The 25,977-nt window shown below is 51.5% G+C and carries 22 protein-coding genes; 11 read left to right on the top strand and 11 right to left on the bottom strand.

Going from position 1 to position 25,977, the window contains the following annotated elements:
• Positions 1–106 precede the first annotated feature (106 nt).
• The gene (locus tag JTN23_RS08435) at positions 107–1,579 is read left to right on the top strand and encodes a rubredoxin domain-containing protein (protein ID WP_247233833.1); all 1,473 of its coding nucleotides are present in this window, start codon (positions 107–109) and stop codon (positions 1,577–1,579) included.
• Positions 1,580–1,617: 38 nt separating this feature from the next.
• Positions 1,618–2,088, top strand: coding sequence for a nitrate reductase associated protein (locus JTN23_RS08430; RefSeq protein ID WP_247233831.1), 471 nt, complete (start codon positions 1,618–1,620; stop codon positions 2,086–2,088).
• A gap of 23 nt (positions 2,089–2,111) precedes the next feature.
• Here the strand turns inward: JTN23_RS08430 and JTN23_RS08425 are convergent, their stop codons facing one another.
• From JTN23_RS08425 to JTN23_RS08415, 3 genes are all read right to left on the bottom strand, one after another.
• A complete protein-coding gene (locus JTN23_RS08425; protein ID WP_247233829.1) occupies positions 2,112–2,711 on the bottom strand; it encodes a molybdenum cofactor guanylyltransferase in 600 nt (199 codons plus the stop codon).
• Positions 2,712–2,798: 87 nt separating this feature from the next.
• Positions 2,799–3,425, bottom strand: coding sequence for a precorrin-2 dehydrogenase/sirohydrochlorin ferrochelatase family protein (locus tag JTN23_RS08420; RefSeq protein WP_247233827.1), 627 nt, complete (start codon positions 3,423–3,425; stop codon positions 2,799–2,801).
• A gap of 128 nt (positions 3,426–3,553) precedes the next feature.
• Positions 3,554–4,162: a hypothetical protein gene (locus JTN23_RS08415; protein WP_247233825.1), complete on the bottom strand. Its 609-nt coding sequence runs from the start codon at positions 4,160–4,162 to the stop codon at positions 3,554–3,556.
• Between the two features lie 241 nt (positions 4,163–4,403).
• Between JTN23_RS08415 and JTN23_RS08410 the strand changes: the two genes are divergently transcribed.
• Entirely contained in the window at positions 4,404–6,341 is a 1,938-nt protein-coding gene (locus JTN23_RS08410; RefSeq protein ID WP_247233824.1) for an ABC-F family ATP-binding cassette domain-containing protein, read from the top strand.
• A gap of 137 nt (positions 6,342–6,478) precedes the next feature.
• Here JTN23_RS08410 and JTN23_RS08405 read toward each other — a convergent pair whose 3' ends face one another.
• Positions 6,479–7,057 (bottom strand): Uma2 family endonuclease, encoded by a 579-nt coding sequence (locus JTN23_RS08405; protein WP_247233823.1) that lies wholly within the window; start codon positions 7,055–7,057, stop codon positions 6,479–6,481.
• Between the two features lie 66 nt (positions 7,058–7,123).
• Positions 7,124–8,410: a M20/M25/M40 family metallo-hydrolase gene (locus JTN23_RS08400; RefSeq protein WP_247233822.1), complete on the bottom strand. Its 1,287-nt coding sequence runs from the start codon at positions 8,408–8,410 to the stop codon at positions 7,124–7,126.
• Positions 8,411–8,634: 224 nt separating this feature from the next.
• Between JTN23_RS08400 and JTN23_RS08395 the strand changes: the two genes are divergently transcribed.
• Entirely contained in the window at positions 8,635–9,927 is a 1,293-nt protein-coding gene (locus JTN23_RS08395; RefSeq protein ID WP_247233820.1) for a type IX secretion system plug protein, read from the top strand.
• A gap of 306 nt (positions 9,928–10,233) precedes the next feature.
• A complete protein-coding gene (locus JTN23_RS08390; protein WP_247233818.1) occupies positions 10,234–10,659 on the top strand; it encodes a hypothetical protein in 426 nt (141 codons plus the stop codon).
• A 127-nt stretch (positions 10,660–10,786) separates the two neighbouring features.
• On the opposite strand, the gene ychF is transcribed toward JTN23_RS08390, so the two are convergent.
• The gene (gene ychF, locus JTN23_RS08385; protein ID WP_247233816.1) at positions 10,787–11,887 is read right to left on the bottom strand and encodes a redox-regulated ATPase YchF; all 1,101 of its coding nucleotides are present in this window, start codon (positions 11,885–11,887) and stop codon (positions 10,787–10,789) included.
• A 125-nt stretch (positions 11,888–12,012) separates the two neighbouring features.
• A complete protein-coding gene (locus tag JTN23_RS08380; protein ID WP_207509256.1) occupies positions 12,013–12,333 on the bottom strand; it encodes a DUF3276 family protein in 321 nt (106 codons plus the stop codon).
• A 317-nt stretch (positions 12,334–12,650) separates the two neighbouring features.
• Here JTN23_RS08380 and JTN23_RS08375 point away from each other — a divergent pair, with 317 nt between their 5' ends.
• The 3 genes from JTN23_RS08375 to JTN23_RS08365 all read left to right on the top strand — a co-directional run bounded on the left by JTN23_RS08375 (position 12,651) and on the right by JTN23_RS08365 (position 15,300).
• Positions 12,651–13,097 carry a septal ring lytic transglycosylase RlpA family protein gene (locus tag JTN23_RS08375; RefSeq protein WP_247233814.1) on the top strand — a complete coding sequence of 149 codons (447 nt, stop codon included), beginning with the start codon at positions 12,651–12,653 and terminating at the stop codon, positions 13,095–13,097.
• An 87-nt stretch (positions 13,098–13,184) separates the two neighbouring features.
• Positions 13,185–14,099, top strand: coding sequence for a DUF58 domain-containing protein (locus JTN23_RS08370; protein ID WP_247233812.1), 915 nt, complete (start codon positions 13,185–13,187; stop codon positions 14,097–14,099).
• Positions 14,100–14,151: 52 nt separating this feature from the next.
• Positions 14,152–15,300: a hypothetical protein gene (locus JTN23_RS08365; protein WP_247233810.1), complete on the top strand. Its 1,149-nt coding sequence runs from the start codon at positions 14,152–14,154 to the stop codon at positions 15,298–15,300.
• Between the two features lie 246 nt (positions 15,301–15,546).
• Here the strand turns inward: JTN23_RS08365 and JTN23_RS08360 are convergent, their stop codons facing one another.
• Positions 15,547–16,956: a thioredoxin-like domain-containing protein gene (locus JTN23_RS08360; RefSeq protein WP_247233808.1), complete on the bottom strand. Its 1,410-nt coding sequence runs from the start codon at positions 16,954–16,956 to the stop codon at positions 15,547–15,549.
• A 72-nt stretch (positions 16,957–17,028) separates the two neighbouring features.
• On the opposite strand from JTN23_RS08360, the gene JTN23_RS08355 reads away from it, so the two are divergent.
• Positions 17,029–17,802 (top strand): YdcF family protein, encoded by a 774-nt coding sequence (locus JTN23_RS08355; RefSeq protein WP_247233806.1) that lies wholly within the window; start codon positions 17,029–17,031, stop codon positions 17,800–17,802.
• A 55-nt stretch (positions 17,803–17,857) separates the two neighbouring features.
• Here JTN23_RS08355 and pfkA read toward each other — a convergent pair whose 3' ends face one another.
• A complete protein-coding gene (pfkA, locus tag JTN23_RS08350) occupies positions 17,858–18,832 on the bottom strand; it encodes a 6-phosphofructokinase (RefSeq protein ID WP_247233804.1) in 975 nt (324 codons plus the stop codon).
• Positions 18,833–19,111: 279 nt separating this feature from the next.
• Between pfkA and JTN23_RS08345 the strand changes: the two genes are divergently transcribed.
• Positions 19,112–21,592, top strand: a complete 2,481-nt coding sequence (locus JTN23_RS08345) for a YfhO family protein (protein WP_247233802.1) — start codon at positions 19,112–19,114, stop codon at positions 21,590–21,592.
• Positions 21,593–21,688: 96 nt separating this feature from the next.
• On the opposite strand, the gene JTN23_RS08340 is transcribed toward JTN23_RS08345, so the two are convergent.
• Both JTN23_RS08340 and JTN23_RS08335 read right to left on the bottom strand, forming a co-directional pair.
• Positions 21,689–22,477 (bottom strand): patatin-like phospholipase family protein, encoded by a 789-nt coding sequence (locus JTN23_RS08340; RefSeq protein WP_247233800.1) that lies wholly within the window; start codon positions 22,475–22,477, stop codon positions 21,689–21,691.
• Positions 22,478–22,536: 59 nt separating this feature from the next.
• Positions 22,537–23,385: an MBL fold metallo-hydrolase gene (locus JTN23_RS08335; protein WP_247233798.1), complete on the bottom strand. Its 849-nt coding sequence runs from the start codon at positions 23,383–23,385 to the stop codon at positions 22,537–22,539.
• A 170-nt stretch (positions 23,386–23,555) separates the two neighbouring features.
• On the opposite strand from JTN23_RS08335, the gene JTN23_RS08330 reads away from it, so the two are divergent.
• Positions 23,556–25,862, top strand: coding sequence for a GH92 family glycosyl hydrolase (locus JTN23_RS08330; protein ID WP_247233796.1), 2,307 nt, complete (start codon positions 23,556–23,558; stop codon positions 25,860–25,862).
• Positions 25,863–25,977: the final 115 nt, after the last annotated feature.

Raw genomic sequence — 25,977 nt, 5'->3', positions numbered from 1 at the left:
AAGTACCTGCGCCATTTTGGCAGCCAGGTACTAAGGCCTGTGGAGACACAAGCCAGGGAGACAAAAGCCTAAAGCATACAGCCTATTGCCTAAAGCACAAAAACCCATGCGCGACTATTATAACGTAAAGATCAATATACCCGGCGGCATTGTATCACCGGGTACCCTGCACGATATCCTGTCATTGGCTTACGAAGCCAAAGTCCGGAAGGTACGCTTTGGCGCCCGCCAGCAGCTGCTCATGACCGTGCACTACGAAGACATGCGCTTCCTGGAGCAGGACTTGAAAAAGAAACAGATAAGCTACGAACTTAATACGGAGCGGTATCCCAATATTATCAGCTCCTACTGTGCCGAAGAAGTATTCCGGACGGGACAGTGGTTGAGCGAAAGCGAGTATCATATGGTACTGGACGGCTTTGACTACCAGCCTCAGCTAAAGATCAATCTGTCCGACTCCAACCAGAGTTTCACTCCGTTCTTTACCGGAAACCTCAACTTCATAGCTTCGGCGGTACCCCACTTCTGGTACCTGTACGTGCGCCCCAAGCAGAGTAATTCGGTGTTTCGCTGGCGCGAGCTCATCTATACCAACGATATTGCCCGTCTGGCTCGTAGTGTGGAAGAAGCCATGCTTTCGGAGGGACACCGCGACGAGGAGTCGTTGTACCAGTCTGTAACGGGCCAACGCAAATTCATCACGCAACCTGCCACTGGCGAGGTAGAGCTACCTGACTTTACCCTCCCCTACTATGAAGGCTTTAACCGCTACGGACAGCGTACCTGGCTGGGACTGTACCGCCGCGACGAGCAGTTTTCTATCTCATTCCTGCTGGATGTATGTACGCTGTGCCTGAAAACCCGCATTGGCGAGATCTGCATTACCCCCTGGAAGTCACTGATCATCAAAGGGATTGAAGAGAAGAACCGGACGCAGTGGAGTCAGGTACTGGGCCGGAACAACATCAACGTGCGTCACGCGGCCAACGAACTGGCCTGGCAAACCGAAGATCATAATGAAGAAGGAGCTCAACTTAAGAATTACATAGTACGCTTTTTCGATAAGCACGACACCCGTACTTTCGGCCTGTGCTTTGGCATCCAGACCCGTCCCAAGTCGGAGGTATTTGGCTCGGTACTGGTACGGAAGCGTCCCCTGTTTCAGATAGGCCAACTGTCGCTTTTCAGTGTGTACGATATCTATTTTACCGACAACTTCAACCCCAACAGCCGTACCTACTACCTGTTTGAAAAGGGGCTCCTGAAAATCCACGTTCCTGCCCAACTGGAGCGTCTGTGTCGCAAATTCAGTGCCCGCCGGTATATGTCTAATCTGGAAGTAGTTCGATTCAACGAGGAAGAAGCGGCCGCCCCGGTTAGCAGTCCAGCTATATACGGTCACCAGTGCTCTCACTGCCTCACCATCTATGACGAACGCTACGGCGATGTTCTGAATGAAGTACCTGCCGGTGTACCTTTCGAGCAGCTGCCCGACCGCTACACCTGTCCCACCTGTGATGCCGCTAAGGCTGACATGCAACTGGTAGAGCTTAGCAGTGAGGTGGAGGAAATAGGGTAACAAAGAGATAGTTTTTATATTTTAGCCGAAGAGAAACAATGAACATACTAGCCATCGAGACTCATTTCTTTAAGTTTGAAAGCGATTTTGTAGACACCTTCCGGTGTATCCCGATGATCGTGCGGTACAAGCTCGATACTTGCGGCATTAAGCTGAAACTACCCGAGTGGGTGAAGCTAAGCGTGGAGGAAAAAGAGCAACTGGCTTATCTGCCCTGTCATACCGAAGCTGAGATTGCTGATTATCGGGAGTACCTTGAAGAGCTGGTCAGGCAGCGTACGGGGCACGAGGCCAGCCAACTTCCTCCCGTAGATGCGGCCTGGGACGTAGTCAGTGAGGTACCCGACGAGATTCAGCAAAAAGCGCTGGAATGGGAGTGTACTCCACTAACGCTCGACCAATGGCTGCAGCTTAATACCCTGCAACGCTTCGCGTTGGTGAAGCTGAGCCGCTCAGGACACGAAGGCAAGAACTTCCCGCGGGCGTTGAGAGAGTTTGGGATTCAATAAAAGATCATACTAAAACAAGTGACTCACCAGCTTTGATCTCTACCTTCCAGATCAGTTGGTGAGTTATAGTTTTGGAAGGCTGGCTTGAAGTCTTCCAGCACGGGCATTTCTCCGGTATATCCTTCTTCCAGTATCTGCTTAAGGCCCGTCTGGCGTAGCTCGTCCTTATGTAGTTTTTCCAACAGATGCGACAGTAGTTGTGCTGAATATATACCCGGTAGCGGCTGCCAGCGTGCCTCATCCCTAAAAGCCCAGGCGGTGCAGTCAGGATTGGCTTTATAGAAGTCTATAAGATTAGACAAGATACCGGCTGTCATATCCGGCATGTCACAGGGCAGTACCAGCCAGTCGTGGTTAGGGTAAAGCTGATGTACTGTAAGCATACCTTTTAACGGCCCACCAATGGATAAATCAGCATCCATAACCAGCTCAATCGGTGGTTGAACCAACTCTGAATAAGGCTCTAACTGAGCCTCACGCACCACGACGGTCACGGGCAGGTACAGGCTCTCCAGCAACCGGGCCGCCTGAACTACCCAAGGCTTCTGATCCGTAGTCAGAAGTCCTTTGTCCTGCCCCATCCGGCGGCTCTCTCCCCCACTCAATACCAGTCCGTGTAGCATGTGCTTAAAATTATGAATTCTGAATTCGATAGTCTGTGTATGACTATAACCCACAGAATTCTTAGTTCACAAAGTACTTTTCGCTAATTACTCTTCTCCTTTCTTGCTTTCCTCCGCAGCGGCGGCCGCCTTTTCTCCTTTACTAACCAATACCTCCGTAATTCGGTTTAGCTCTTCTACTTTGTAGGCAAAGTCACCCCGTAGTAGTTCGCGCACTTCGCGGAGTTGCTGCATAGCCGTTTCGAGATCGTCGGGAAGGGCGTCGGTTAGTACTTCGCGCAGGCGCTTGGCCAGCGTAGGCGACATGCCATTGGTAGAGATAGCTACTTTCAGATTCCCCTTCTTAACCACTGATGACAGGTAGAAGTCGCAGTAGTCGGGTGTATCGGCCACGTTGGCCAGGATATGGCGGGCACGGGCTACGGCTTTGATCCGCTTGTTCTCCTCCTTATCATTAGTAGCCACGATCACCAGGTCCTTTTCATCCAGATCCTGATCTTCGAACTTTCTCTCAATTAGCGTTACACGTGGCTTCTCACTGGCGATCGTACGAATCTCATCACGGATCTCGGGTGCTACCAGAGTAATGGTAGCCTCGGGAGCATTGTCCAGTACCGCCGTTATCTTTTCCAACCCCACGTAGCCGCCTCCCACGATGAGAGTGTGCAGGTCGTCATTGTTGAGCTTAAGAAAAATGGGAAACAGGTTATTCATTGCCTTCTGTCGGTTTTATCAGGATAAAACTACAACATTGTTTGGATGAAAAGATTCCCGTTTCCCTTTTTCAACAACCTTCAACACCAATTATTAGAAGATACTCTATAACACACTTACTATACTAGCTACTTAGGCTCCTCGGTGCGCATGTAGTCCAGCTTTGAATTGTCCTCGAACCGGATGCGCCAGATGGTTTTACCGTTCTCTTTGACTATTTCATAGTTGTCGTAGTGGGCCTTGTAGTTGGGATACAGATCCTCCGCTCCGTACGTTTTTTTCTCCCCGTAGCCCGGCGACTGGCTGGTTCCGCAGGAACTATACCGGCGGTAGTATCCGCTGGCGGCGTAGAAGGTAAAGGTCTTTTTCTGAGTATCAAATACCACAGTACCTTTACGGTAGCCCAGGATCTGGTCGCGGCAGTAGGTGCTGTTCTTGGTCCAGTAGAAGTACTGCTCCGCATCGCCCTTGTCGTTGACAAACCGGTACCCGGTCGCCACCTCATTGGCGTTGCCGCCGTAGCTACCATCGTACTTGGTGAAGTTGGTCATCGAAAACGTGCCCACATGCCAGTAAGCTCCTACCAGTTCGGCGGGTACTTTAGAGCGTGGATTGTTTCCAAATCCTCCTGGCTCCAATGGTGAGCCTTCACCACCGCTTTCCTGGCAACTCATCATAAAGAAACTGAATACCCCCAAAACCAGGGCTAACTGCGAAAGAATGAATACTTTTTTCATGGCTATTAGATGTAGTAATTATTTTCAGCAAAAATGTTGCAAAAGCTCCGCTCCCAAAAGCGGCATTGGATTGAGTTGTAGCTTTTAGGGGATCAACCGTCAAAATTGAACTATTAGTTGAAACTGGTATACTAGCACTGAACCAACTGCACTCTTTTATCCGTTATTTTTATGGATAAACTATTTACTATTCCTCTGGTGTGAGTCACTGATATTCATACTTTCGCCGTACCTTTGTCCTATGATTGCGATAACCAACCTCGATTACTACCTCGGCGACCGTGCCCTTTATGAAGGTGCTTCGCTGCACATCAAGCCCAAGCAGAAAATTGGACTTATTGGTCTGAACGGAACGGGCAAATCAACCCTGCTGCGACTGATCATTGGCGAATACCAGCCCGACGGAGGTTCTATCTCCAAGTCGGGTGACTGTAGCATTGGATTTCTGAATCAGGATCTGCTTTCCTACCAGAGCGACGACTCTATCCTGTCGGTAGCAATGCAGGCCTTCGAGCGGCAGAATCAGCTACAGGTACAGATGGATAAGATCCTGCACGACATGGAGCACAACTACCGCGACGAACTCGTGGATAAGCTGGCCCGTGTACAGGATGAATTTGAGGCCCTGGACGGTTACACGATCCAGTCTAAGGCTGAGGCCATTCTGGAAGGTCTGGGTTTCTCGACCGACGATCTGCACAGGCCCCTTCGACTGTTCTCGGGAGGCTGGCGCATGCGGGTAATGCTAGCCAAGCTACTCCTGCAGAAGCCCTCGCTCCTCATGCTTGATGAGCCTACCAACCACCTGGACCTTCCCTCTATCCAGTGGGTAGAAAAATATATACAAAGCTACGAAGGTGCCGTCATCGTGGTTTCACACGATAGAGAGTTCCTGGACAATGTGGTGGATACCATTGTAGAAGTATCAGGGGCTAAATTGAATTTGTACTCGGGTAACTACTCTTTCTATATAGAAGAAAAAGCTCTCCGCAACGAGATACAGCGCGGCGCTTACGAAAACCAGCAGGCCAAGATTCGCCAGACGGAGCGCTTTATCGAGCGCTTTAAAGCCAAGGCCAGTAAGTCACGCCAGGTACAGAGCCGGGTAAAATCGCTGGAGCGCATGGATGTAGTAGACGAAGTACTGGACGAAAACGCCCGTGTACACTTCCGGTTCCAGTTTACGACCCAGCCGGGACGTCACGTACTCCAGCTCGAGAATGCATCCAAGGCTTACGGCGAGAAGGTGATTCTGGACCGTACCAACATCAGCATGGAGCGTGGTGATAAGATCGCCCTGATTGGTGCCAACGGACGGGGTAAATCTACCGCTCTACGCGTAGTAGCCGGTACTGAGCCTATCGAGGGCGTGCGCCGTCTGGGTCACAACGTATCGTTTACGTTCTACGCGCAGCACCAGCTGGAATCACTTAACATCGAGCACAACCTCATCGAAGAGCTGAAATACGCTAACCCTACCAAGACCGAAACTGAGCTCAGGACGGTACTGGGTTGCTTCCTGTTCTCGGGTGACGATGTGTTCAAGAAAATCAAGGTACTATCGGGAGGTGAAAAGTCACGGGTAGCGCTGGCGAAGGTACTGCTGTCACAGGCCAACTTCCTGCTGCTTGATGAGCCTACCAACCACCTCGACATGCAGTCGGTGAACATCCTGATCCAGGCGCTGCAGCAGTACGAGGGTAGCTATATTGTAGTCTCGCACGACCGTTATTTTGTAGAGAATATCGCGAATAAGATCTGGTACATCGAAGATCATCAGATCAAGGAGTATCCGGGTACATTCGAAGAATATAACATCTGGCTGGAAGAACGTGGAATACAGTCGGCTATAAGTGAGAAATCAATAGTAAGCAGTGCCCCACCGCAGGTAAAGGCTCCTCAGCCGGTTGAACCTAAGAAGAACACCAGCTCGAACGGCGAAAGCCAGAAGGCTCTGAAACAAGCTCAGAAGCAGGTAGAGGAACTGGAGGCGAAGATTACTGAACTGGAGAAGCGGAAAAAGGAACTGGAAGCCAAATTGGCCGACCCCAGCTCGTACCACGAAAAAGACACTTTGAATAAGCTCAACGACGATTACGCCCATACTAAGAAAAAGCTGGCCGCTACAACCGAAGCCTGGGAAGTAGCCATGCTGGAAGTAGAGGAACTAGCAGGGTAAGGTTGATGAGTGAAAAGTGAGAAATGAAAAGTAGCGAAGAATGATTCACTGATAGATGAAAAGGGAAAGCCTGTGCGATGTCGTACGGGCTTTCCCTTTTTATTAATACTGGAGTTTCTATTTATGTTATGCCATACCTACACCAGGTCCTCCGTCTGGGCGTAGATGTCCTGCATGGCCAGTGTGAGCCCTACGCTAGCCAGTTCAATGTTCTTGTCAATGGCATAGGCCTCTGAGGCCAGCATCCAGATGCCCTCATCATTCTTCCGGAATACCTCCGCGGCCACCGCACGAGAGTTGATCAGTACGTACTCTTTAAGCGCAGGTATACTGCGGTAAAAGTGAAACTTTTCACCCCGGTCGTAGGCTTCGGTACTTTCCGAAAGTACCTCTATCAGTACAGTCGGGTTAAGGATAGTATCTTTCTTGTCATCCAGGTACTCATTCTTCCCACATACCACGATCAGGTCTGGGTAGGTGTACAAGCCATTAGCCGGAATGTGTATCCGCTGGTCGCTGGAATAGGTACGGCAGGACTTACCTTTAAAGTAAATGTAACACTCACCGGTAAGGTTCTCCACGATCCGGTTGTGGTTATGACCGGCTCCGGCCATGGCAAATATCTCGCCCCGGTAGTACTCGCTTTTGTAATCAGCTTCCCGTTCCAGTTCCAGGTACTCCTCCGGGGAGTAGTATTTCTGAGGTTGTGCAGTCATAACTTCCGGCTGTTTTACCAAAAATACATAAACAGAATCAAAATCTTTGCCTGCCCCACCAAGTACTCAGCGCGTCAGGCGGTAGATCAGCAGTGCGGAGCGCTGGATCAGGGCGGGGTACTCTTTGAGGTTGATGGTTTCGCCGGGCGCGTGAGCTCCCTTGCCCGAAGCCCCCAGACCATCCAAGCTATCCAGGTACTTGGCTACATACGAGATATCACCGGCTCCGCGTGAGCCCGGATCACCCGCCTTCACGGCACCCAGCCCCATATCACGGCTTACCTTATCCAGGGCCTGCAGTACTCTGGCGTTGCCGGCCGTAGGCTCCATGGACGGTATACCATCCGTAAAGGTGATCTCAGCGCGGGTCCCCGGCAAGCTCTTAGCTACTATAGCTCTCATTTTGGCCCGGGCCGCATTCTTCTGCGCGTCGGTCAGGTAGCGCAGGTCGCCCGTAACCATTACCTTTTTAGAGATGATGTTGGTCTTACTTACGGCTTCGCCTTTGTCCTGCATGGGGTCATAGTTTACTTCCGTACCGCCCACGATTACGCCCGGATTGAAGGTCAGGTACTTTTCCTGGCTCAATTGCACGCGGAACTGGTCCAGAATACGGGCTGACTCATAGATTGCTCCGTACCCGGCATACCTGGAGAATATACCCGACGAGTGGCCGGTATTGCCGTAGGTAGTCAGTCGCCAGTCGTTGATCCCGCGGCGTGCCGTAGTCGCTATGCTGAATCCCTGGGCATTTTCGTAGGCCAGAGCTATATCGTGCTGTTTGGCCCGCTCAATGAAGTCTTTCCGGCTGATGCTCGTAGGCTTGCCGCTGCTTTCCTCGTCGCCCGTGAAGTAGATGGTAATAGACGTATCGTCGAGTAGTCCCTGGGAATGCAGCGCCTGCAAAGCCGCCACCACCAGTACATCTCCTCCCTTCATATCATTAACGCCCTGACCGGTAGCGGTGGAGTCGTTGAGGCGGGTATAGGGCGTAAAAGGCATCGACTTTTCGAATACCGTATCGAGGTGGCCGATCAGGAACAGCTTCTTACCTTTGGTACCTTTACGATAAGCCACCAGATGCCCCGCCCGGTTGAGTGAGTCAGGCAGTGATACCCATTCGGTGGTGAATCCCAGCGCTTCAAACTCCTTCCCCAGTCGCTCCCCTACCTGCCGTACGCCCTCTTTATTCAGCGTACCGCTGTTGATGTTCACTACCTCTTCCAGTAGCTTTTCGGTTTTGGGCATGTTGGTAGCGACGTGTTCAATTATTTTCTTCTCAACGGGGCTCAACGACTGGCTGGCGGCCTCCAACGCAGCTCCCATCAGTAGTATTAGTAGTACCTTTTTCATTTGGTTTTAGACTGGGAATAGTTTAGGTGCTCTTCAATAAAAATTAGCTTTAATATACTCTTTTATCAAAAAGGACGTAAAAGAAGTCCTGGTATGTTTTACTTTCATAGCAGGCACAGTAATTTGAACGTTTTATATAAAAATTACTCGCAGGCTAGATCATAGGTATAGTGCAACAACATGCCTTCCTTCCAACGCCTGTTACTCCGCCAAACCTGATATTCATGAAGCGTATTATTGCTCTATTTATATATTTAGTAGTTACCACCCAGGTCAGCCTCGCCCAGACTACGGCTGAGGTCAGGCTGGAGGATTATATCTATAGCGAGACCATCAAGACGGCAATGCTGTATCCGGCGGCAGATAATCCCGAAGATCCCCGGCGGTTCCTGAGTCCGGCCATCCTGCCTCTTGCCGCTGACCGGCCGCTTATCCTGGAGTTTGATGACCTCACGGCCGACTACCGGGGCTTTCGGGCCAAGATCATCCACTGCAACGCCGACTGGAGTCGCTCCGACCTGAACGATATCGAGTACACCTACGAGTACAACGACTACCCCATCACTACCTTTGCCCAGTCGTTCAGTACCAAGGTTCCCTACTATCATTATCGGTTTGAGGTACCACGGGTAAAGCTATCCGGCAACTACGTGCTGGTAGTCTATTCCGAACGGGAGCGGAAGCCCGTCCTGTCGAGACGCTTTATGTTCTATGAGAATAAAGTAAATATAGCAGCTCAGGCCCGTTTCTCACAGGGGATACAGGAGCAGTTTTCGCACCAGCAGATTGATTTCAGTATTGATTATAAAAGCTACCGGCTCATTTCGCCCCAGACTGACCTGAAGGTCGTCATCCGGAAGAACTTCCGCTGGGACAATGCCAAGACCGGCTTCAAGCCTACCAATGTCCGGCCTTTTGATCAGGTACTTGAGTATCAGTTCTTCAATCTGGAGAATACCTTTCAGGGCGGCAATGAATACCGCTACTTTGACAGTCGTACGCTGGCCGCCCGCGGCTTTGGTATCTACGAGATAGAGCGGCTGGGCGAGTTTACACGACTCATACTTTCGCGGGATGAGCCTCGTGCCACGGGTGGGTACCTGAGCATGGACGACTTCAACGGTCAGTACATCGTGGACCACCGAGAGTCGGGCAATGGTAGTGTGGAAGCGGACTATACACCTGTGGTATTTACCCTGCGTATGCCCGAGATGCCGGGGGCTGCCCTGTACGTCAACGGGGCCTTTAACCTGTGGCTGCTCAACGACCTCAACCGAATGACCTACAACCGCGACCTCCAGGCTTACAACGCGGTGATATTACTCAAACAGGGGGTAGTTAATTATAACTATGCCGTGGTGGAGAAAGGATCAAAATCACCCGACGAAGGTCAAATTGAAGGCAACTACGTTAATACCGAGAATGACTATGACATACTGGTCTATTTCAGACCACCGGCCGGACGCTCAGACCTCCTGGTAGGCTACCGAACCGTCGAATGGAACCGCCGACGCTGATTCTGCATTGCATCTTTACAAGACGGCCCAATTTTTTTATTTTTTTTTCTACGGTCAACCTCCTTTCCTAAAACCATTCTTTTCGGATGGAAAGTGTATTTTTTACAACTACTGCTTTTCAGCAATAGCCTCGGGAGTTATTTTTTGGATATTTCCTAAAAACAGGCTCTTAATACAAAATAACTACGTCTTGCAATAATTAAAGAACTAATATGAATAGTTATGCTTTCTGCGTTATACTAATAGATTTGTAACCAGAGAAAAAGCCAATCGTGTGGTGAAACGCAATTAATACTAAGAGACGCTATGAATAAATACATCGAAACCAGCCAGTATCTTACTCCCAATTTGTATATAACAAGAAATGAAGCTGATATTATTGATTGTCTGGTAGACCATCAGGAAATGCCACATAGCTTCGATGATAACAAGGTTATCTCCTTCTTCTCGGGCAAGGATTTCCACCTGGTCCTATTTTTTCCCCAGCAGGAAGACCGCGGATTCCAGATGTACATTGTACAGGATTTTTCGGTTCATGTAGATGAGCTTTTTGCTCTGCGGGAAATGTTCGGCCAGCTGATCGAAGCCGGCCAGAATGTAAGGCTGATGAAAAAAGCCCAGTACCGGGTCGATAACCTTATTCATATGGCGCGCACCTTCCGGGCTATGATGCATAAGGAACTGGCGCATATGGAGGATGATATGCGGCCGGATACATTCCCCAACTATTGATACTACTCATTCTCTTTGCTTAGCGCAAAATGAACTGAACGTTGAACAGTAGGTAGTACACAAAAAAGGCGCGAAGTATCGCGCCTTTTTTGCTCTATAAGTAGATATAACTCGTTAGTTACTATCGCTATACGTTAAAACGGAAGTGCATGATATCACCGTCCTTCACCACATACTCTTTTCCTTCAACGGCCATTTTACCGGCATCTTTGATAGCGGCCTCAGTTTTGTACTGCTGGTAGTCAGGCAGCTTAATTACCTCAGCCCGAATAAAGCCTCGCTCAAAGTCAGTATGAATAACGCCGGCAGCCTGAGGTGCTTTCCAACCCCGTACGATAGTCCAAGCGCGTACTTCCTTAACACCAGCGGTAAAGTAGGTAATCAGGTTGAGCAGGCTGTACGAAGCCCGGATGAGCTTGCTAAGCCCAGATTCCTCCAGGCCAAACTCTTCCAGGAACAACTGTCGCTCTTCGGGATCTTCGATCTCGGCAATCTGTGATTCGATGGCCGCGCAGAGTACTATTACTTCGGCTCCTTCGTGGGCTACGGCTTCCCGTAGTTTTTCGGAGTACTCGTTGCCAGTCAGCATAGAGTCTTCGTCCACGTTGGCTACGTAGATCACCGGCTTGGCGGTCAGTAGCTGCAGGTCACCGATGGCTGCTCTTTTGTCCTCCTCGGGTACATCTACGCTACGGGCGTTACGGCCCGCTTCGAGGGCTGCCTTGTACATCTTAAGTACTTCCAGCTCGGTCTTGGCTTTGGCGTCGCCTACCCGGGCCGCTTTATCGATACGCTGTATCTTCTTATCTACCGACTCCAGGTCTTTGAGCTGCAGCTCGGCATCGATGATCTCCTTATCAAATACAGGGTCCACGCGGCCCTCTACGTGCACGACGTTTTCGTCCTGAAAGCAGCGGATCACATGGGCAATCGCATCTACCTCACGGATATTAGCCAGAAACTTGTTACCGAGTCCGGCTCCCTGGCTGGCTCCTTTTACCAGTCCGGCGATGTCCACAAACTCCATGATAGTAGGTATTACTTTCTGGGGTTTTACCAGTTCGGTCAGTATGTCCAGCCGCTCGTCGGGCACAGTAACTACGCCCACGTTAGGTTCGATGGTACAGAATGGATAGTTGGCCGCTTCGGCCTTGCCACTCGATATGGCGTTAAATAAGGTGGATTTCCCTACGTTTGGTAATCCTACAATCCCACATTGAAGACTCATTGCTTAGTTGGTAATCAACAGTTTGAAAAATATGGTGCAAAATTACCAATTATAGCCCGAAAAACTAAAAAGCCTTCGGATTCCATTTCCGAAGGCTGCCTTTTCTTACAAAAACGACTTATTCCCTACTCCCACTTCAGTTCGGTGGTTCCTATGCCGTCTAGTTCATCGGCTTTGGCCTCGTACTGAGTAAAATCAAAATCGGGCATAAGCTCTGTTTTGACATGGTCAACAGCCTCTTGGAGTGCATCAATGAACTTGTCGAAATCTTCTTTGTACAAAAACATCTTGTGCTTTTCGTACGTGAATCCATCTCCCTGTGGGTGACGGCGACTTTCAGTAATGGTAAGGTAGTAATCGTTGGATCGCGTTGAGCGAACATCGAAGAAGTAAGTACGTTTTCCCGCTCTGACCCGTTTGGAGTAGATTTTCTCTCTGTCTTCCACTATGTCTAGGATTTATGGTTAATCAAACGCTAAAATAGAAAGTTTATTGCTTTTCACCAAAAGTTTAGAAAGAATAATAGGAACATCCAAATATTGCTTTATAAACTTTTCAAGAAAGTACATGAAATTATAAATAAAATTTAGGTTCTTAATTTTACATTACTTTATATTTGGGCTACCATAGTAACGCTTGCCCGGTCGAATAACTTGATTATCTGTCTACTACAGAGCTTATTCGGCCTTATGTTTCACCAAACCCTCAAGGCATGAAGTCATATGCGTTCGTAGTTTTTTTAACCCTATTATTTACCGCTCCTATGTCTTTGAAAGCACAAGCAGACTTAGGAGAAACCGAAAAAGGACGAGCCTCCTTCTACTCCCCAAATTTTGATGGCCGTAAAACTTATTTCGGAGAAATCTTTAACAGCGAAGAGCTCACCGCAGCTCACCGCTCCCTCCCTCACAACACCATGGTCGAGGTGACTAACCTGTCCAACAAGCGCACCGTAGTAGTCCGTATTAATGACCGGGGTCCCTTCGCCGAAAACAAGAACCGCCTCATCGACGTTAGTAAGGCAGCCGCCGGTAAACTGGGCCTGATTGGTCACGGTGTAGCGGACGTGGTCATACGGGTCATTGGCATAGAAGGCATGGTACTTCTGGCCCCGCACGAAACCGTTCTGCAAAGTACCGGCGAAATAGTATCCACCCTTATCAAAAAGGCAGTCACTACGACTACAGGTGGTAACCGGGGGCCTAAGTAGCTACCCGGGCTTACACTAGGGGGGTAAATAATACGTTGTATATACTTATTAAAAGGAATACGTTTTTACCTGAACCCCCACTCAAGTATGAGTAGTCGTCCATTGGATCTGGCCCGAATCCGCGAATTTGGCAACCTTGAATTCCTGGCCAAGCAATTGGTCGAAGGCTTTATTACGGGCCTTCACAAGTCGCCTTTTCACGGATTTTCGGTGGAGTTTGCCGAGCATCGCCTGTACAATACCGGCGAAACTACCCGGCATATCGACTGGAAGGTGTACGGTAAAACGGACCGCCTGTTTGTAAAGCGCTACGAGGAGGAAACCAACCTGCGCTGCCACATCCTGCTGGACACCTCATCATCCATGTACTATCCCGAGCCCGGCTACGGCAAGATGACCTTTAGTATCATGGCGGCGGCCAGCCTTTCGCACCTGCTCCAGCGGCAGAAAGACGCCGTGAGTCTCTGTACCTTCTCGGATCAGATCGAGGTACAGACCCAGGTAAAGTCTACCCCCTCGCACGTGCATAAGATCATGATCGAGCTGGACAGCCTCCTGCAAAAGCCCCGCCCGCAGAAAAAGACCTCGGTGGCGGAGGTGATTCACCTAATCGCACAGAAAATTCAGAAGCGCTCGCTGGTAGTTATATTCAGCGATATGTTTGATGATATTGAGCATAGTGAACAGCTGTTTTCGGCGCTGCAGCACCTGCGCCACAACCTCCACGAGGTACTGCTCTTCCACGTCACAGATCGCCGTACTGAGGAGGAGTTTGCCTTTGAAGACCGCCCCTACGAGTTTATAGATCTGGAGACGGGAGACCGCGTAAAGGTGCAACCCCACCAGGTACGTGACCACTACCAGCAGTACGTCAAAACCTTCTACCGGGACCTGAAGCTTAAGTGTGGTCAGTACAAGATCGATTTCATTGAAGCCGATATTGCGCACGGTTTTGACCCTATTTTGACCGCCTATCTAGTAAAGCGTTCTAAAATGAAATAATTTTCATGAAATTTGGGTTGCAGTTGACTTAAGTACTCAACAAGCCCTAGTCATGAAAAACTTCCTCTATTACTCTCTGTTGGCAATAGCTCTATTGCTGACGCTGGACGGCTGCCGGTCAGCCAAAAAATCACTTCGCCGCGGCGACTACGATGAGTCGGTGTACCGGGCCGTTGAAAAGCTCAAGGACAATCCGCGCCACACAACCTCCGCTGACATACTGAAAGAAGCCTACCCGCTGGCCCTGCAGCTGCACCTGGATGATATAGAGCGCTACGAAAAATCCGTGGAGCCATTTCGCTGGGAACCGGTAGCCGAAGCCTATACCAGCCTCAACCGCCTGTACGATGCCCTTCGCAGCTGCCGTAGCTGCGCCCAGCTCGTAACAGCCCGCAGTTACTACGACGAGGAAAAAGAAGCCCGCCATAAGGCCGCCGCCGACCGCTACGCCGAGGCGGACCGACTGCTGAGCCAGGGAGGGCGGGAAAATGCCCGCCGGGCTTACACCCACTTTGAGCGGGTGGATGGTATTGTCCCCAACTACCAGGATGTGACGCGCCGGCTCGACGAAGCCTACGAGCAGGCCTCGTTTAAGGTAGTGGTGGAGCAGGTACTGGTTAGTTCACGCGCTTACCAGCTCAGCAACGAGTACTTCCAGGAGCGCGTCAACGAGTTTCTGCAGACCAACCGTCGCCTCAACAAGTTTGTACGCTTCTACACTCCCGAAGAGGCCTCCGACATCAGGCTACGTCCCGACCACGTGGTCCGGCTGCAGTTTGATGACTTTGTGGTAGGGCAAACGCTCGTGGAAACCAAATCCGAAACCGTCACCAGCAAGGATAGCGTCAAGGTGGGCGAAGCTACCGTAGAAGGCAAAAAGGTACCTGTCTATAACAAAGTAACGGCTAAGCTCAACCGTAACCGCAAAACGGTGCACTCAAGCGGTATACTGGACATGCAGATCCAGGAGTTTGGGAGCCGTCGTATGGTATACCAGGAAAAGTTTCCGGGTGAATTTAACTGGTTTTGTGAGTGGGCCAACTACAACGGCGATGAGCGTGCCCTTACTCCCGATCAAAAACGCATGAGCAACAGCCGTGAGCTACTGCCTCCCCCACCCCAGCAGCTGTTCGTGGAGTTCAGCAAGCCCATCTACGACCGCCTCACCAGCAAGCTACGCAACTACTACGCGAGGTATTGATTATTGAGTGAATTGTGATGGAGTGATTGAGTCAAGTATTTGCGCAGCTAAACGAGGCAAATAGTACTTATACCTTTATCCAGCTCCGTAGGAGCGATAGCTAAGTAGGAGCGATAGCTAAGTAGAACAAGAGGGATAAAATAGCCTTTAAAGCTCCGTAGGAGCGACACCTTTCGTATTTCCCTATCCCCATAACAGAAGAGGGCGCCCCTGGGCGCCCTCTTCTGTTGGTACTTTATGAATATATTACTTGCTGCTCTTCGATACTCCGGTAGCGGCTGGCTTCTTAGGCGCGGGGCTCGCCTCGTGGCTTTTCCGGTAGAAGTTGTAGAAATCTTCCAGTTGCTCAACCGGCATCCGGCGGGCAATAATCTTTTTGTTCTTATCCAGTACGTAGATCGTAGGCGTCGAGAATACATCGTACTGAGTACGGTAGTCGGTACGGAAGGTATAGTCGTAGCCGTGCAGCAGGTCGCCCAGCTTGTAGGTACTAATGTACTGCTTCCACTCCTCGGGGCTCTGGTCGGTGGCGATAGCCAGTACCTTCACGCCGGTAGCCTTATTCTTTTCATAAAACTCTTTCAGCTTCGGAGCCGCCTCCTTACAGTGGCCGCAGGTGGGCGAGTAGAAGAACAGTACCGTATAGTCGGCCTTGATCCCGTGAATACTCACCGGCTTCTTCTCCGGATTTGACAGCGTCAGGTTAGGGATGATCTTATCTACCAGCAGGGGCTTCATACTGGCTACCCGCTCACCGATACGTCGGCGGGCGTCGGCCGAGACCTCCATCTCACCGGTGAGGTAGTACTTCTCGGCCATGTGTACAAACACGCCCTCGGTACCTACTACCTTGGCATTTTCATACTCGCTGGTGATGTAGTAGATCAGGTACGACTTGACATCTTTGTTAGACGCCGCTTTTTTGATCAGGGCATCGACATCCTTGATGATAGAATCAGGTACCTGTACGACCAGTTCCTTGAAGTACCGCTCCAGCCTGGGCTGTATAAAGGGTGTCCGCAGCAGGCGGTCATCCGTGAAGTCAAACTGGTCCCAGTAGTGGGCTTTATAGTAGTTAAATACCCACGTAGAGTCCGACTTGCCATTGGGAAGCTTAGGGGCTGCCGGTATCTCGGGTTCCATGGAAGCCTTCAACAGCTTGGCGGTAAATGTACCCGCCTGCTCCTTCAGAAACTGTTTCTGATAATCCGTAAACTGCTTCTGCGCATCCGCCCCTCCTCCTTCCATAATGCGGCGCAGCTCGTTCTGGTAGGCATAGAAAATCTCATTTTCCTTAGAGCCTTTGACGACCATGCTCTTCACGATCTCGGCCGTATCCGCTACGAAGGAGAAATTGGTTTCTTTTCCGGAATAGATCAGCTCTACCCAGCGGCGCTGGCCCGGCAGCAGTACCAGGTACAGACCTCCCGGTAGTGGCGTATTGCCTTCAAATACCATGTGTCCATTAGCATCGACCTGAGCGGTATCTTTTGAAAAAAACTGCTTGTTACTGTAGCTATAATGTCCCAGAATACAGGAGGCATCTTTCAGGCCTTTGAGCGTGGCTTCGATCCGGTACCCTTGTGCCGAGGCTGACCAGCAGACACCCAGCAGGAGCGCCGTCATAAACCACCTGCCAATAAACCCTTTTTTCATACTTTTACACGTGTTAATTTCTATACGCAAATTTAACCTCAAAACGACACAACCCACAGTATCGTACCCATAATGTTCTATTTTCTGTCCAAAACCCTCGACTTCCTGCTGATGCCCTTCAGCATTGTACTCTTACTGCTCCTGTTTTCGCTCATTATCAGGAAACAAACCTACTCCCAAAGGGCAGTATTGATCGCCCTGGTGACCCTGTACCTGATCTCAAATGGCTACCTGGTGAGCCGGGCCTACAATTGGTGGGAACACGAGCCGAAAAACATTAATTCATTACAGCAGACGTACGATGTGGGGGTGGTACTAACGGGGGGAATGATATCGGTACCGAGCCTGAAGGTAGACCATCCCGGACTTGGCAATCACGCCGATCGCTTTATGCAGGCGTACCTGCTGTACAAGGCCGGCAAGATCCGGAAAATCCTGATCAGCGGAAGAGACCATCCTGATAAAATGGCGAAAAACCTGGGCGATGGGCAGCAGGCGGCAGCCCTGCTGGCACAGTGGGGGGTGGCACCGGGCGATATCATACTGGAAGGTACTTCGCGCAACACCCGCGAGAACGCTGTCAACTCGGCGACTGTACTCAAAAGCCGGTTTCCGGCCGGTAAGTACCTGCTCATTACCTCGGCGTTTCACCTGCGCCGGGCGCAGGGGTGTTTTGAAAAAGCCGGTATAGCGACTGATACGTTTCCGGCCGATATTTACGGGGGCGACTTTGCACCCTCGGTAAAGCAGCTGCTGGTACCCGACCCGGAGGTAGTGGGCTACTCGCACCTGCTCTGGCACGAGTGGATCGGGTACATGGTGTATAAGCTAGTGGGCTATTGCTAACAGAGAAAGCCACCCCGCTGGGGTGGCTTTCTTAGCCTTTAAATATCAAATCTGCTTATATGCTCAGGATCTTCACCATACGCAGCAGGTCTTCGTTGATCGGCTTAGGCAGGCGAATGGTGTCTTCAAACGGAGTATACACCAGCTCATTGTTGATGATACCCGCCATTACGTTTTTCTGTCCGGCCAGGAGTCCTTCCAGCGCACCAAGCCCCAGGCGGCTCGCCAGGATACGGTCGTAGGCCGAGGGAGATCCACCACGCTGCGTATGCCCTAGCGTGGTCACGCGCATATCAATATCTTCTGCTATCTGACTCTTGATCTTATCAGCTATTTCAGCAGCGCCTCCTTCTTCTTCACCTTCTGCCACTACTACAATCGAAGAAGCCTTGGAGCGGCTCCATCCCTGACGAAGTGTTTCCACTACTTCCGTAATAGGTGTTAATACCTCAGGTACCATCACGAGCTCAGCGCCTCCACCAATACCTGACTGGATGGCGATATACCCGGAGTCACGCCCCATTACCTCAATAAAGAATACCCGGTCGTGCGAGCTGGCGGTGTCGCGGATACGGTCAATGGCATCAAGAGCCGTATTCACGGCGGTGTCGAAGCCAATGGTATAGTCTGTTCCGTACAGGTCGTTATCAATGGTACCCGGTGCTCCTACCGTGGGGATGCCATACTCGTTATTAAAAGTCATGGCTCCGGTAAATGTACCGTTTCCACCGATGGCTACCAGTCCTTCGATACCGTGCTCCTGCAGCTTATCATACGCTTTGCGGCGTCCTTCGGGAGTCATAAACTCCTTGCTTCGGGCCGACTTAAGGATAGTCCCGCCTCGTTGTACGATATTACTCACTGAGTGGGAAGACATTTGAAATATATCTCCGGCAATCATGCCGCTATATCCTCTTCTTATTCCATACACTTCGACTCCATGATACACCGCACCCCGTACTACCGCTCTGATACAAGCGTTCATACCAGGAGCATCTCCACCGGAGGTAAATACAGCAATTCTTTTCATGTAGAATGGTCAGGTTACTACTACGCTAAAATTAAGACCTGCGTCAGAATATTCTCTGTTTTGACACAACGGCCGCAAATTTATTGGGTATTTTCTTAAAAAAAGTGAAAGACTATCGTTTTTTAGTTGAAATACCTCAAAAGAAGCTTACTACTTAATATCCCAAACATACGGCAATACTTCTATATTTGTGACAGTTAATCGAAATTTAACCTGATCTTCCCGAACAACCGTCGCTCACAAAATTGAGAAAAAAGACGTATTCGACTCTGTATCTGCATGAAAAATATTATCTCGTGGCAACGTCTATGGCCACATCTGGTAGCTGTCCTGGGCTTTGCATTACTTTCACTCATGTATGCCTCTCCGGTGCTTAATGGAAAACGCCTGAACCAGTACGACGATATTCAGGCGCGGGGCGCGGCTCAGGAGGTTGCTCAACACCACGAAAAAACCGGTGAATGGTCGGCCTGGACCAATAGCATGTTTGGCGGGATGCCCGCATACATGATCGCGGGTGACTACCCCGGTAGCTTATCTACCAAGCTGGGGCGGGCCGTCAATAGCGTACTCCCGGCCCCTGCCAACTACTTCCTGCTCACGATGATCAGCGCGTACATACTGCTGCTGGTACTGGGGGCCAACGGCTGGATATCGGCCATGGGAGCCGTAGCCTATGCCTTTGCCTCCTACTATACCACCAGCCTGGAAGCCGGGCACGTATCCAAGATCCTGGCTCTAGGCTATGCCCCGGGTGTAGTGGCGGGTGTACTGCTGGCCTTCCGTAAGCACTGGCTAAGCGGCGCGGCGCTCACGGCGCTGTTCTTCTCACTGGAGCTCTACGCCAACCACTTACAGATCACCTACTACCTGGGTGTGGGTATAGTGGTGCTGGTCATTATGGAAAGCGTAGCACTGATCAAACGCGGACAAAGCCGCCAGCTCGTGCTGACACTGGGTGGACTGGCCCTGGCCGGTTTAGTGGCCATTGGTACCCACACCACCCGCCTCTGGAATGCCTACGATTATACCAAGGAAACCATCCGGGGTAAGTCGGAGCTAAGTACTCCCTCCGCGACCAAGCCGGAGCCCGGGCAGGATGGTCTGGATAAGGAGTATGCCTTCCAGTACAGCTACGGTATTTTTGAGACATTTACGCTGCTCATTCCTAACCTGTACGGTGGTCCCTCACAGGGCTCGCTGGATGTCAGTTCGGAAACGTACAAGACCCTCGTCAACCGGGGTGTCGACGCGGCCAATGCGGGTAACTTCGTACAGGCTCTCCCACTTTACTGGGGTGGCCAGTACATGACCGGTGGCCCTGCCTATGCCGGTGCTATTATATTCTTCCTGTTTATACTGGGTATGTTCATTGTCAGAAGCCATCTTAAATGGTGGATACTGGGGGTAGCCTTCCTGTACGTCATCTGGGCCTGGGGTAAGAACTTCGCCGCACTGAACTACTTCTTCTTCGACTACTTCCCGATGTTCAATAAGTTCAGGGCCGTTACCATGATCCTGAATCTGGTGCAGCTCCTGCTGGTGATGATGGCCGGTCTTACGCTACGGGATATTGCTCAGAAGAAGCTCACTGCCACCGAACTAACGCGCCCACTGACTATCAGTGTCGGTATTACCGCCGGATTCTGTCTGCTGCTGGCCCTGGTGCCTACGCTGTTCTTGGGCTTCCGGGGCAACAATGACCCCCAGTTTATTGACAGCCTCACACAAAGTACTCAGAACCGGGCCTTTGCCGAAGAAATCATGCGGGCCATCGTTCAGGACCGTACCAGCATGCTGCGTGGTGACGCTTTCCGGTCGGCTATCTTTATTCTGCTAGCTGCCGGTATCATCTGGCTGTGGTCTAAGGAGAAGATCAAAGCCGCTCTGGTGTACCCCTCGCTGCTGATCCTGGTGATCATTGATATGTTTGGGGTTAGCAAAAGGTACCTCAACAACGATGACTTTGTCAGCAAGCAGGCCGCTCAGTCTATCTTTTCGCCTAACCCGGCCGACCAGCAGATCCTGCAAGACCCCGACCCGAACTTCCGGGTACTGGATGTCATGCGTAATACATTTAATAATGCGGAGGCCTCTTACTATCACAAATCCATTGGGGGCTACCACGGAGCCAAGCTCCGTCGCTACCAGGAGCTGATCGAGAACCAGATTGCCAAACAGAACGCCAATCCGGGTATCCTGAACATGCTCAACACCAAGTACATCATTACGCCGGGTCAGGAGGGTACTCCCGTAGCCCAGCCAAACCCTGATGCGCTGGGCCACGCCTGGTTTGTAGACCGGTATGTACTGGTACCTAACGCAGATGCCGAAATGAAAGCACTGGATACCATACAACCCCGCCGTACGGCCGTCCTGGACAACCGTTTCGCCAGCCAGCTGCAGGGCCTGACCATCCGGTCCGACTCCGCCAACAGCATCCGGCTCACCAGCTATAAGCCCAACGAACTGGTATACGAAAGCAACGCCAGCAGCGATCAGCTGGCTGTGTTCTCGGAGATCTACTACAACGTACGGGATGAATGGAAGGTAACGATCGACGGTCAGCCCGCCGAAATGCTCCGCGCCAACTACGTACTACGCGCCCTGCGGGTACCGGCTGGTAAGCATACCATTACGTTCCGGTTTGAGCCGGTTTCGGTAAGCGCGGGCTTTACCGTGGAGCTTATCAGTTCTATCCTGCTGCTGGCCCTGATTGGCGGTGCTTTCTATGTAAACGCCCGCCGGAAAGAGGTCTAGTTCTCCTTTACTTACATAGATTATGACAAAAGGCGCCGATACCAGTCGGCGCCTTTTGTTTGTAGCCGTTGTACAAACGGCAGAAGGTGCTTTGAATTATTTGGAAGTATCACTGGATGCATGGTTCAGGGCCAGCATGGGCGACTCCTCCAGGAACTGGTGGGTGTAGTCGTAGCCGAGGTCGAACATAGCCCGGGCCTTACCCATATCAAATACCTGGTAGTCGCATAGCCGAGGGGGCTCGATCAGCAGGTGGCATCTCGTAAAGCGCTCCTTATTACGATTGTGCACCGCCAGCAGCAGACTGCGGAAGAGTACCTCACGGGTACTGCACACGGTTTCCTTGACAGGGAAAGGGTTACAGTGAACGCCTATAATGTAGTCGGCCTCCTCTTCAATCACCTCCACCGGCAGGTTGTTAAGTACCCCGCCATCCACGAGTTGGCGCCCCTGGTACTCATAAGGAGCAAATAGGCCGGGCAAGCAGCAGGAAGCCAGTACCGGACGTATCAGTTCGCCTTCGCGGTAGTACACCAGTTCCCCGGCACATACATCCGTGGCATTGACCACCAGCGGGATTTTCAGCGATTCGAAAGAGTCTTCGGGTATATAGGTACGGATGGTATCTTCGAGCCGGTTGATCCTGAGCAGCCCCCCACTCCCAATGGCTGGCCGCAGCTGCCGTACAATACTTACTTTATTGGTAACGATATCCAGAATCTCATCGGGTGAATAGCCGTAGGCCAGCAACGCCCCAAACACGGCACCTGAGCTGGTGCCGCTGATAATATGAGGCGTGATGCCCCGCTCTGCGAGGGCTTTTACTACCCCCAGATGCGAAATGCCTCTGGCGCCTCCGCCCGAAAGTACTAATCCAATCTTCATGCTAGCCTATGCGTACCTTAGTTGTTGTACATAAGTAACGAGGCAGAGCGGATGAAAGTTTAGTGCCCCAGCAAGTCACGCAGGGCGCCGCGTTCACTGATCCGTATGCCTCTCTCGGTCTGCTCCACCAGGGCAGCCTCGTAGGTGGCATCATGCTCAAACAGCAGGATACACTGCTCATCCACCGCCCGTTGCAGTACCTCTTCCTTCTCCTGCATCGTCAGCAGCGGCCTTACGTCGTAGCCCATCACCCACGGCAGTGGCACATGTGCCGAAGAAGGTACCAGATCGGCCATGTAGATGATGGTCTTCCCCTGGTAGCGGATCACGGGCAGCATCATCTGTTCGGTATGGCCATCTACGTGTATGAAGTCAATATTCTTAAAAGGCGACATCGCCTTATCCACAAAGCCCAGCTGTCCTGAGTCCAGGATGGGCAGGATGTTTTCTTTCAGGAAAGAAGCTTTCTCGCGTGGATTAGGCTCCGTGGCCCACTCCCAGTGCTCTTCGTTGGACCAGTAGGTAGCGTTGGGGAAGGTAAGCACTAGCCTGGTGCGGGTGGAGTCGTACTTTACCGCTCCGCCTACGTGGTCAAAGTGCAGGTGGGTCAGCAGTACATCCGTCACATCTTCGGGCGCGAATCCGGCTTTACGGATAGAGCCCAGCAGCGTATCATCGCCGTGCAGGTAGTAGTGGCCGAAGAACTTCTCGTCCTGCTTATCACCCAGCCCCGTATCTATCAATATAAGTTGATCGCCATCTTCGACCAGCAGGCAGCGCATGGCCCAGCTACACAGGTTGTTTTCGTCGGCCGGTACCTGTTTGTTCCAGAGTACCTTAGGTACTACCCCGAACATGGCTCCGCCGTCCAGTTTGAAAAAGCCTGTGTTGATGATGTGTACATTCATAGGTCAGTAGTTAATTTCAGCTCCTGGTTCAAAAACCCAAGTAAGACAAAAAGGATATAAAATCCATAATTTGCGCCCTTTAACCCTAATGGAGATGCTACTCCTGTCATAAGGGTAAAAGGGGCCGTAAACAGTCTTTGCCTTAGTACCTAATCAATGAATAACGCCTGATGAAGTTCCCTTTAGCCTTTACTTGTCTGCTCATAGTCACCCAAAGCTTTGTTTCGTTAGCCCAGAAAGCTCCCGTTTCGTACGTTAATACGCTGATCGGTACCGCCCCGGCCAATACCGAGAGTGCCCGGCAGCACAGCGAAGCCAGCAGTGAGCTTAAAGGCCAGACGTTGCCCTCAGTAGGTACTCCTTACGGTATGACGCAATGGACCCCGCAGACTCGCGCCACCGAAACCAAGTGCATAGCGCCCTACTACTATAATGACCAAAAGATGCAGGGCTTCCGTGGTACGCACTGGCTCAACGGCTCCTGCGTGCAGGATTACGGCAGCGTGACTATTATGCCCCTATCGGGTAGCCTGAAAGTAAAACCCGATGAGCGGGCCTCGGCCTATCGGCACGAAACCGAAGTTACCAGCCCGGCTTACTATAAGGCCCGCCTTGACGACTATGCCATCACGGCGGAGCTTACCGGTAGCGCCCGCTCGGGCCTCATGCGCTTCACCTTTGAGAGGGACGGAGAAGCTTATGTACTAGTGGAGCCGAATAGTGACGAGGGAGAAGGCTTTATACAGGTATTTCCGGAGAAAGGTGAAATAGTAGGCTATAACCCCGTCCACCGCATCTACCAGGGATCGGGACAGCCGGCTGGGTTCAGCGGGTACTTCGTGATCCGGTTTGACCGGCCTATTACGCAGTATGGTACCTGGGCTAAGGATGCCGTACGGGCCAATACGGCTACCGCTCAGGGACAGGGTCAAAGAGATGGTGTAGGCGCGTACGTCGGATTCGGATCAAAGAAACTGGTCGTTACGGCGCGCATAGGTACCTCATTCACCAGTATAGAAGGAGCCCGTCGTAATCTGGAAGCTGAAATAGGTACTCAGAGCCTGGAAGCCATTCGCAAGACCAACGAGACCATCTGGAACCAGTCACTGGGTAAAATGGCGGTAAAGGGTTCTGAAGAGGACAAGACGCTTTTCTACAGTACCCTGTACCGGACCAAGCTGTCGCCCCGCCTGTTCTCGGATGCAGATGGGAAGTACCCTTCGTTTGCCGGTGGCAAATCCATCATGACGGCCAATGGATTTGACTACTACTGCGACTTCAGCCTGTGGGACACCTTCCGGGCCTCGCTTCCCCTGCATACTCTGCTCGATCCCCGCCAAACGGCTCACATGATGCAGTCGCTCACCATGAAGGCCGAACAAGGTGGCTGGATGCCGATATTCCCCTGCTGGAACCAGTACACGGCCGCCATGATCGGTGACCACGTGATGTCAGTGATGGCCGATGCGTATGTAAAAGGCATCCGCAATTTTGACGTAGAAAAAGCCTATACGTACCTGCGCAAAAATGCCTTTGAACCCAATGCTGACCCAGCCAGCTACGAAGCCGGACAAGGCCGCCGCGCCTTAAAGTCTTACCTGCAATATGGGTATGTACCGCTGGAAGACCCGGTGAAGGAGGCTTTTCACAAGCAGGAGCAGGTATCACGCACCCTGGAGTACGCCTACGACGACTACTGCCTGTCGGTACTGGCCGAAGGATTGGGTCATAAAGACGATGCCGCCAAACTCAAGCAGCGGGCCCTCAACTACCAGCACGTCATTGACCCTACCACCGGCTACGCCCGGGGCCGCCACGCCGATGGCCGCTGGATTACCCCTTTTGATCCGTTTGCCAAGCGCGCCTCCTTCATCACCGAAGGCTCACCGGCCCAGTATACCTGGTTTGTACCGCACGATGTCGCCGGCCTCAGCCGGATCATGGGTGGAAAAGAACGATTCAATGCCAAACTGGATACGCTGTTTGAGCAGGGACACTACTGGCACGGCAACGAGCCCAACCACCAGATCGCTTACCTGTACGCCTACGCCGGGCAGCCCTGGAAAACGCAGCGCTGGGTAAGCAGGATTGCCCGGGAAGAGTACTCTACTACGCCCGGTGGCTTGAGCGGCAACGAAGATGGCGGACAGATGTCGGCCTGGCTGGCTTTCAGTATGGCGGGCCTGTATCCCGTATGTCCGGGTAGTCCCAACTACGTACTGGGCAGTCCGCTTGTGGAAGAAGTCACCTTCAATCTAGACAATGGAAAGAAGTTTACGATCCGGGCGCAGGGGGTATCTGAGCAGGCTCCGTACATCCAGTCGGCTACGCTCAATGGCAAAACTTTCACCCGCACCTACCTCACGCATCAGGAAATCCAGCAGGGAGGTACTCTGATACTACGCATGGGCAGACAGCCCAACCAGCAGTGGGGCGCAAAGCCGGAAGATGCCCCGCCGTCATTGTCGGGTAGGTAGTTAGGGGGTAGCTGTAACAGGTAGTGAGGCGGTAAGGTCTTGCAACCAGCTCTCAAAGAGATGTACGCACCTAAAAGGAACACCAACCGCAAATACAAAGGTTGAATCGGAAGTG

The organism is Telluribacter roseus (genome assembly GCF_017355915.2).
Lineage (GTDB): Bacteria > Bacteroidota > Bacteroidia > Cytophagales > Spirosomataceae > Telluribacter.
This window is presented reverse-complemented; position numbering and strand designations above follow the sequence as displayed.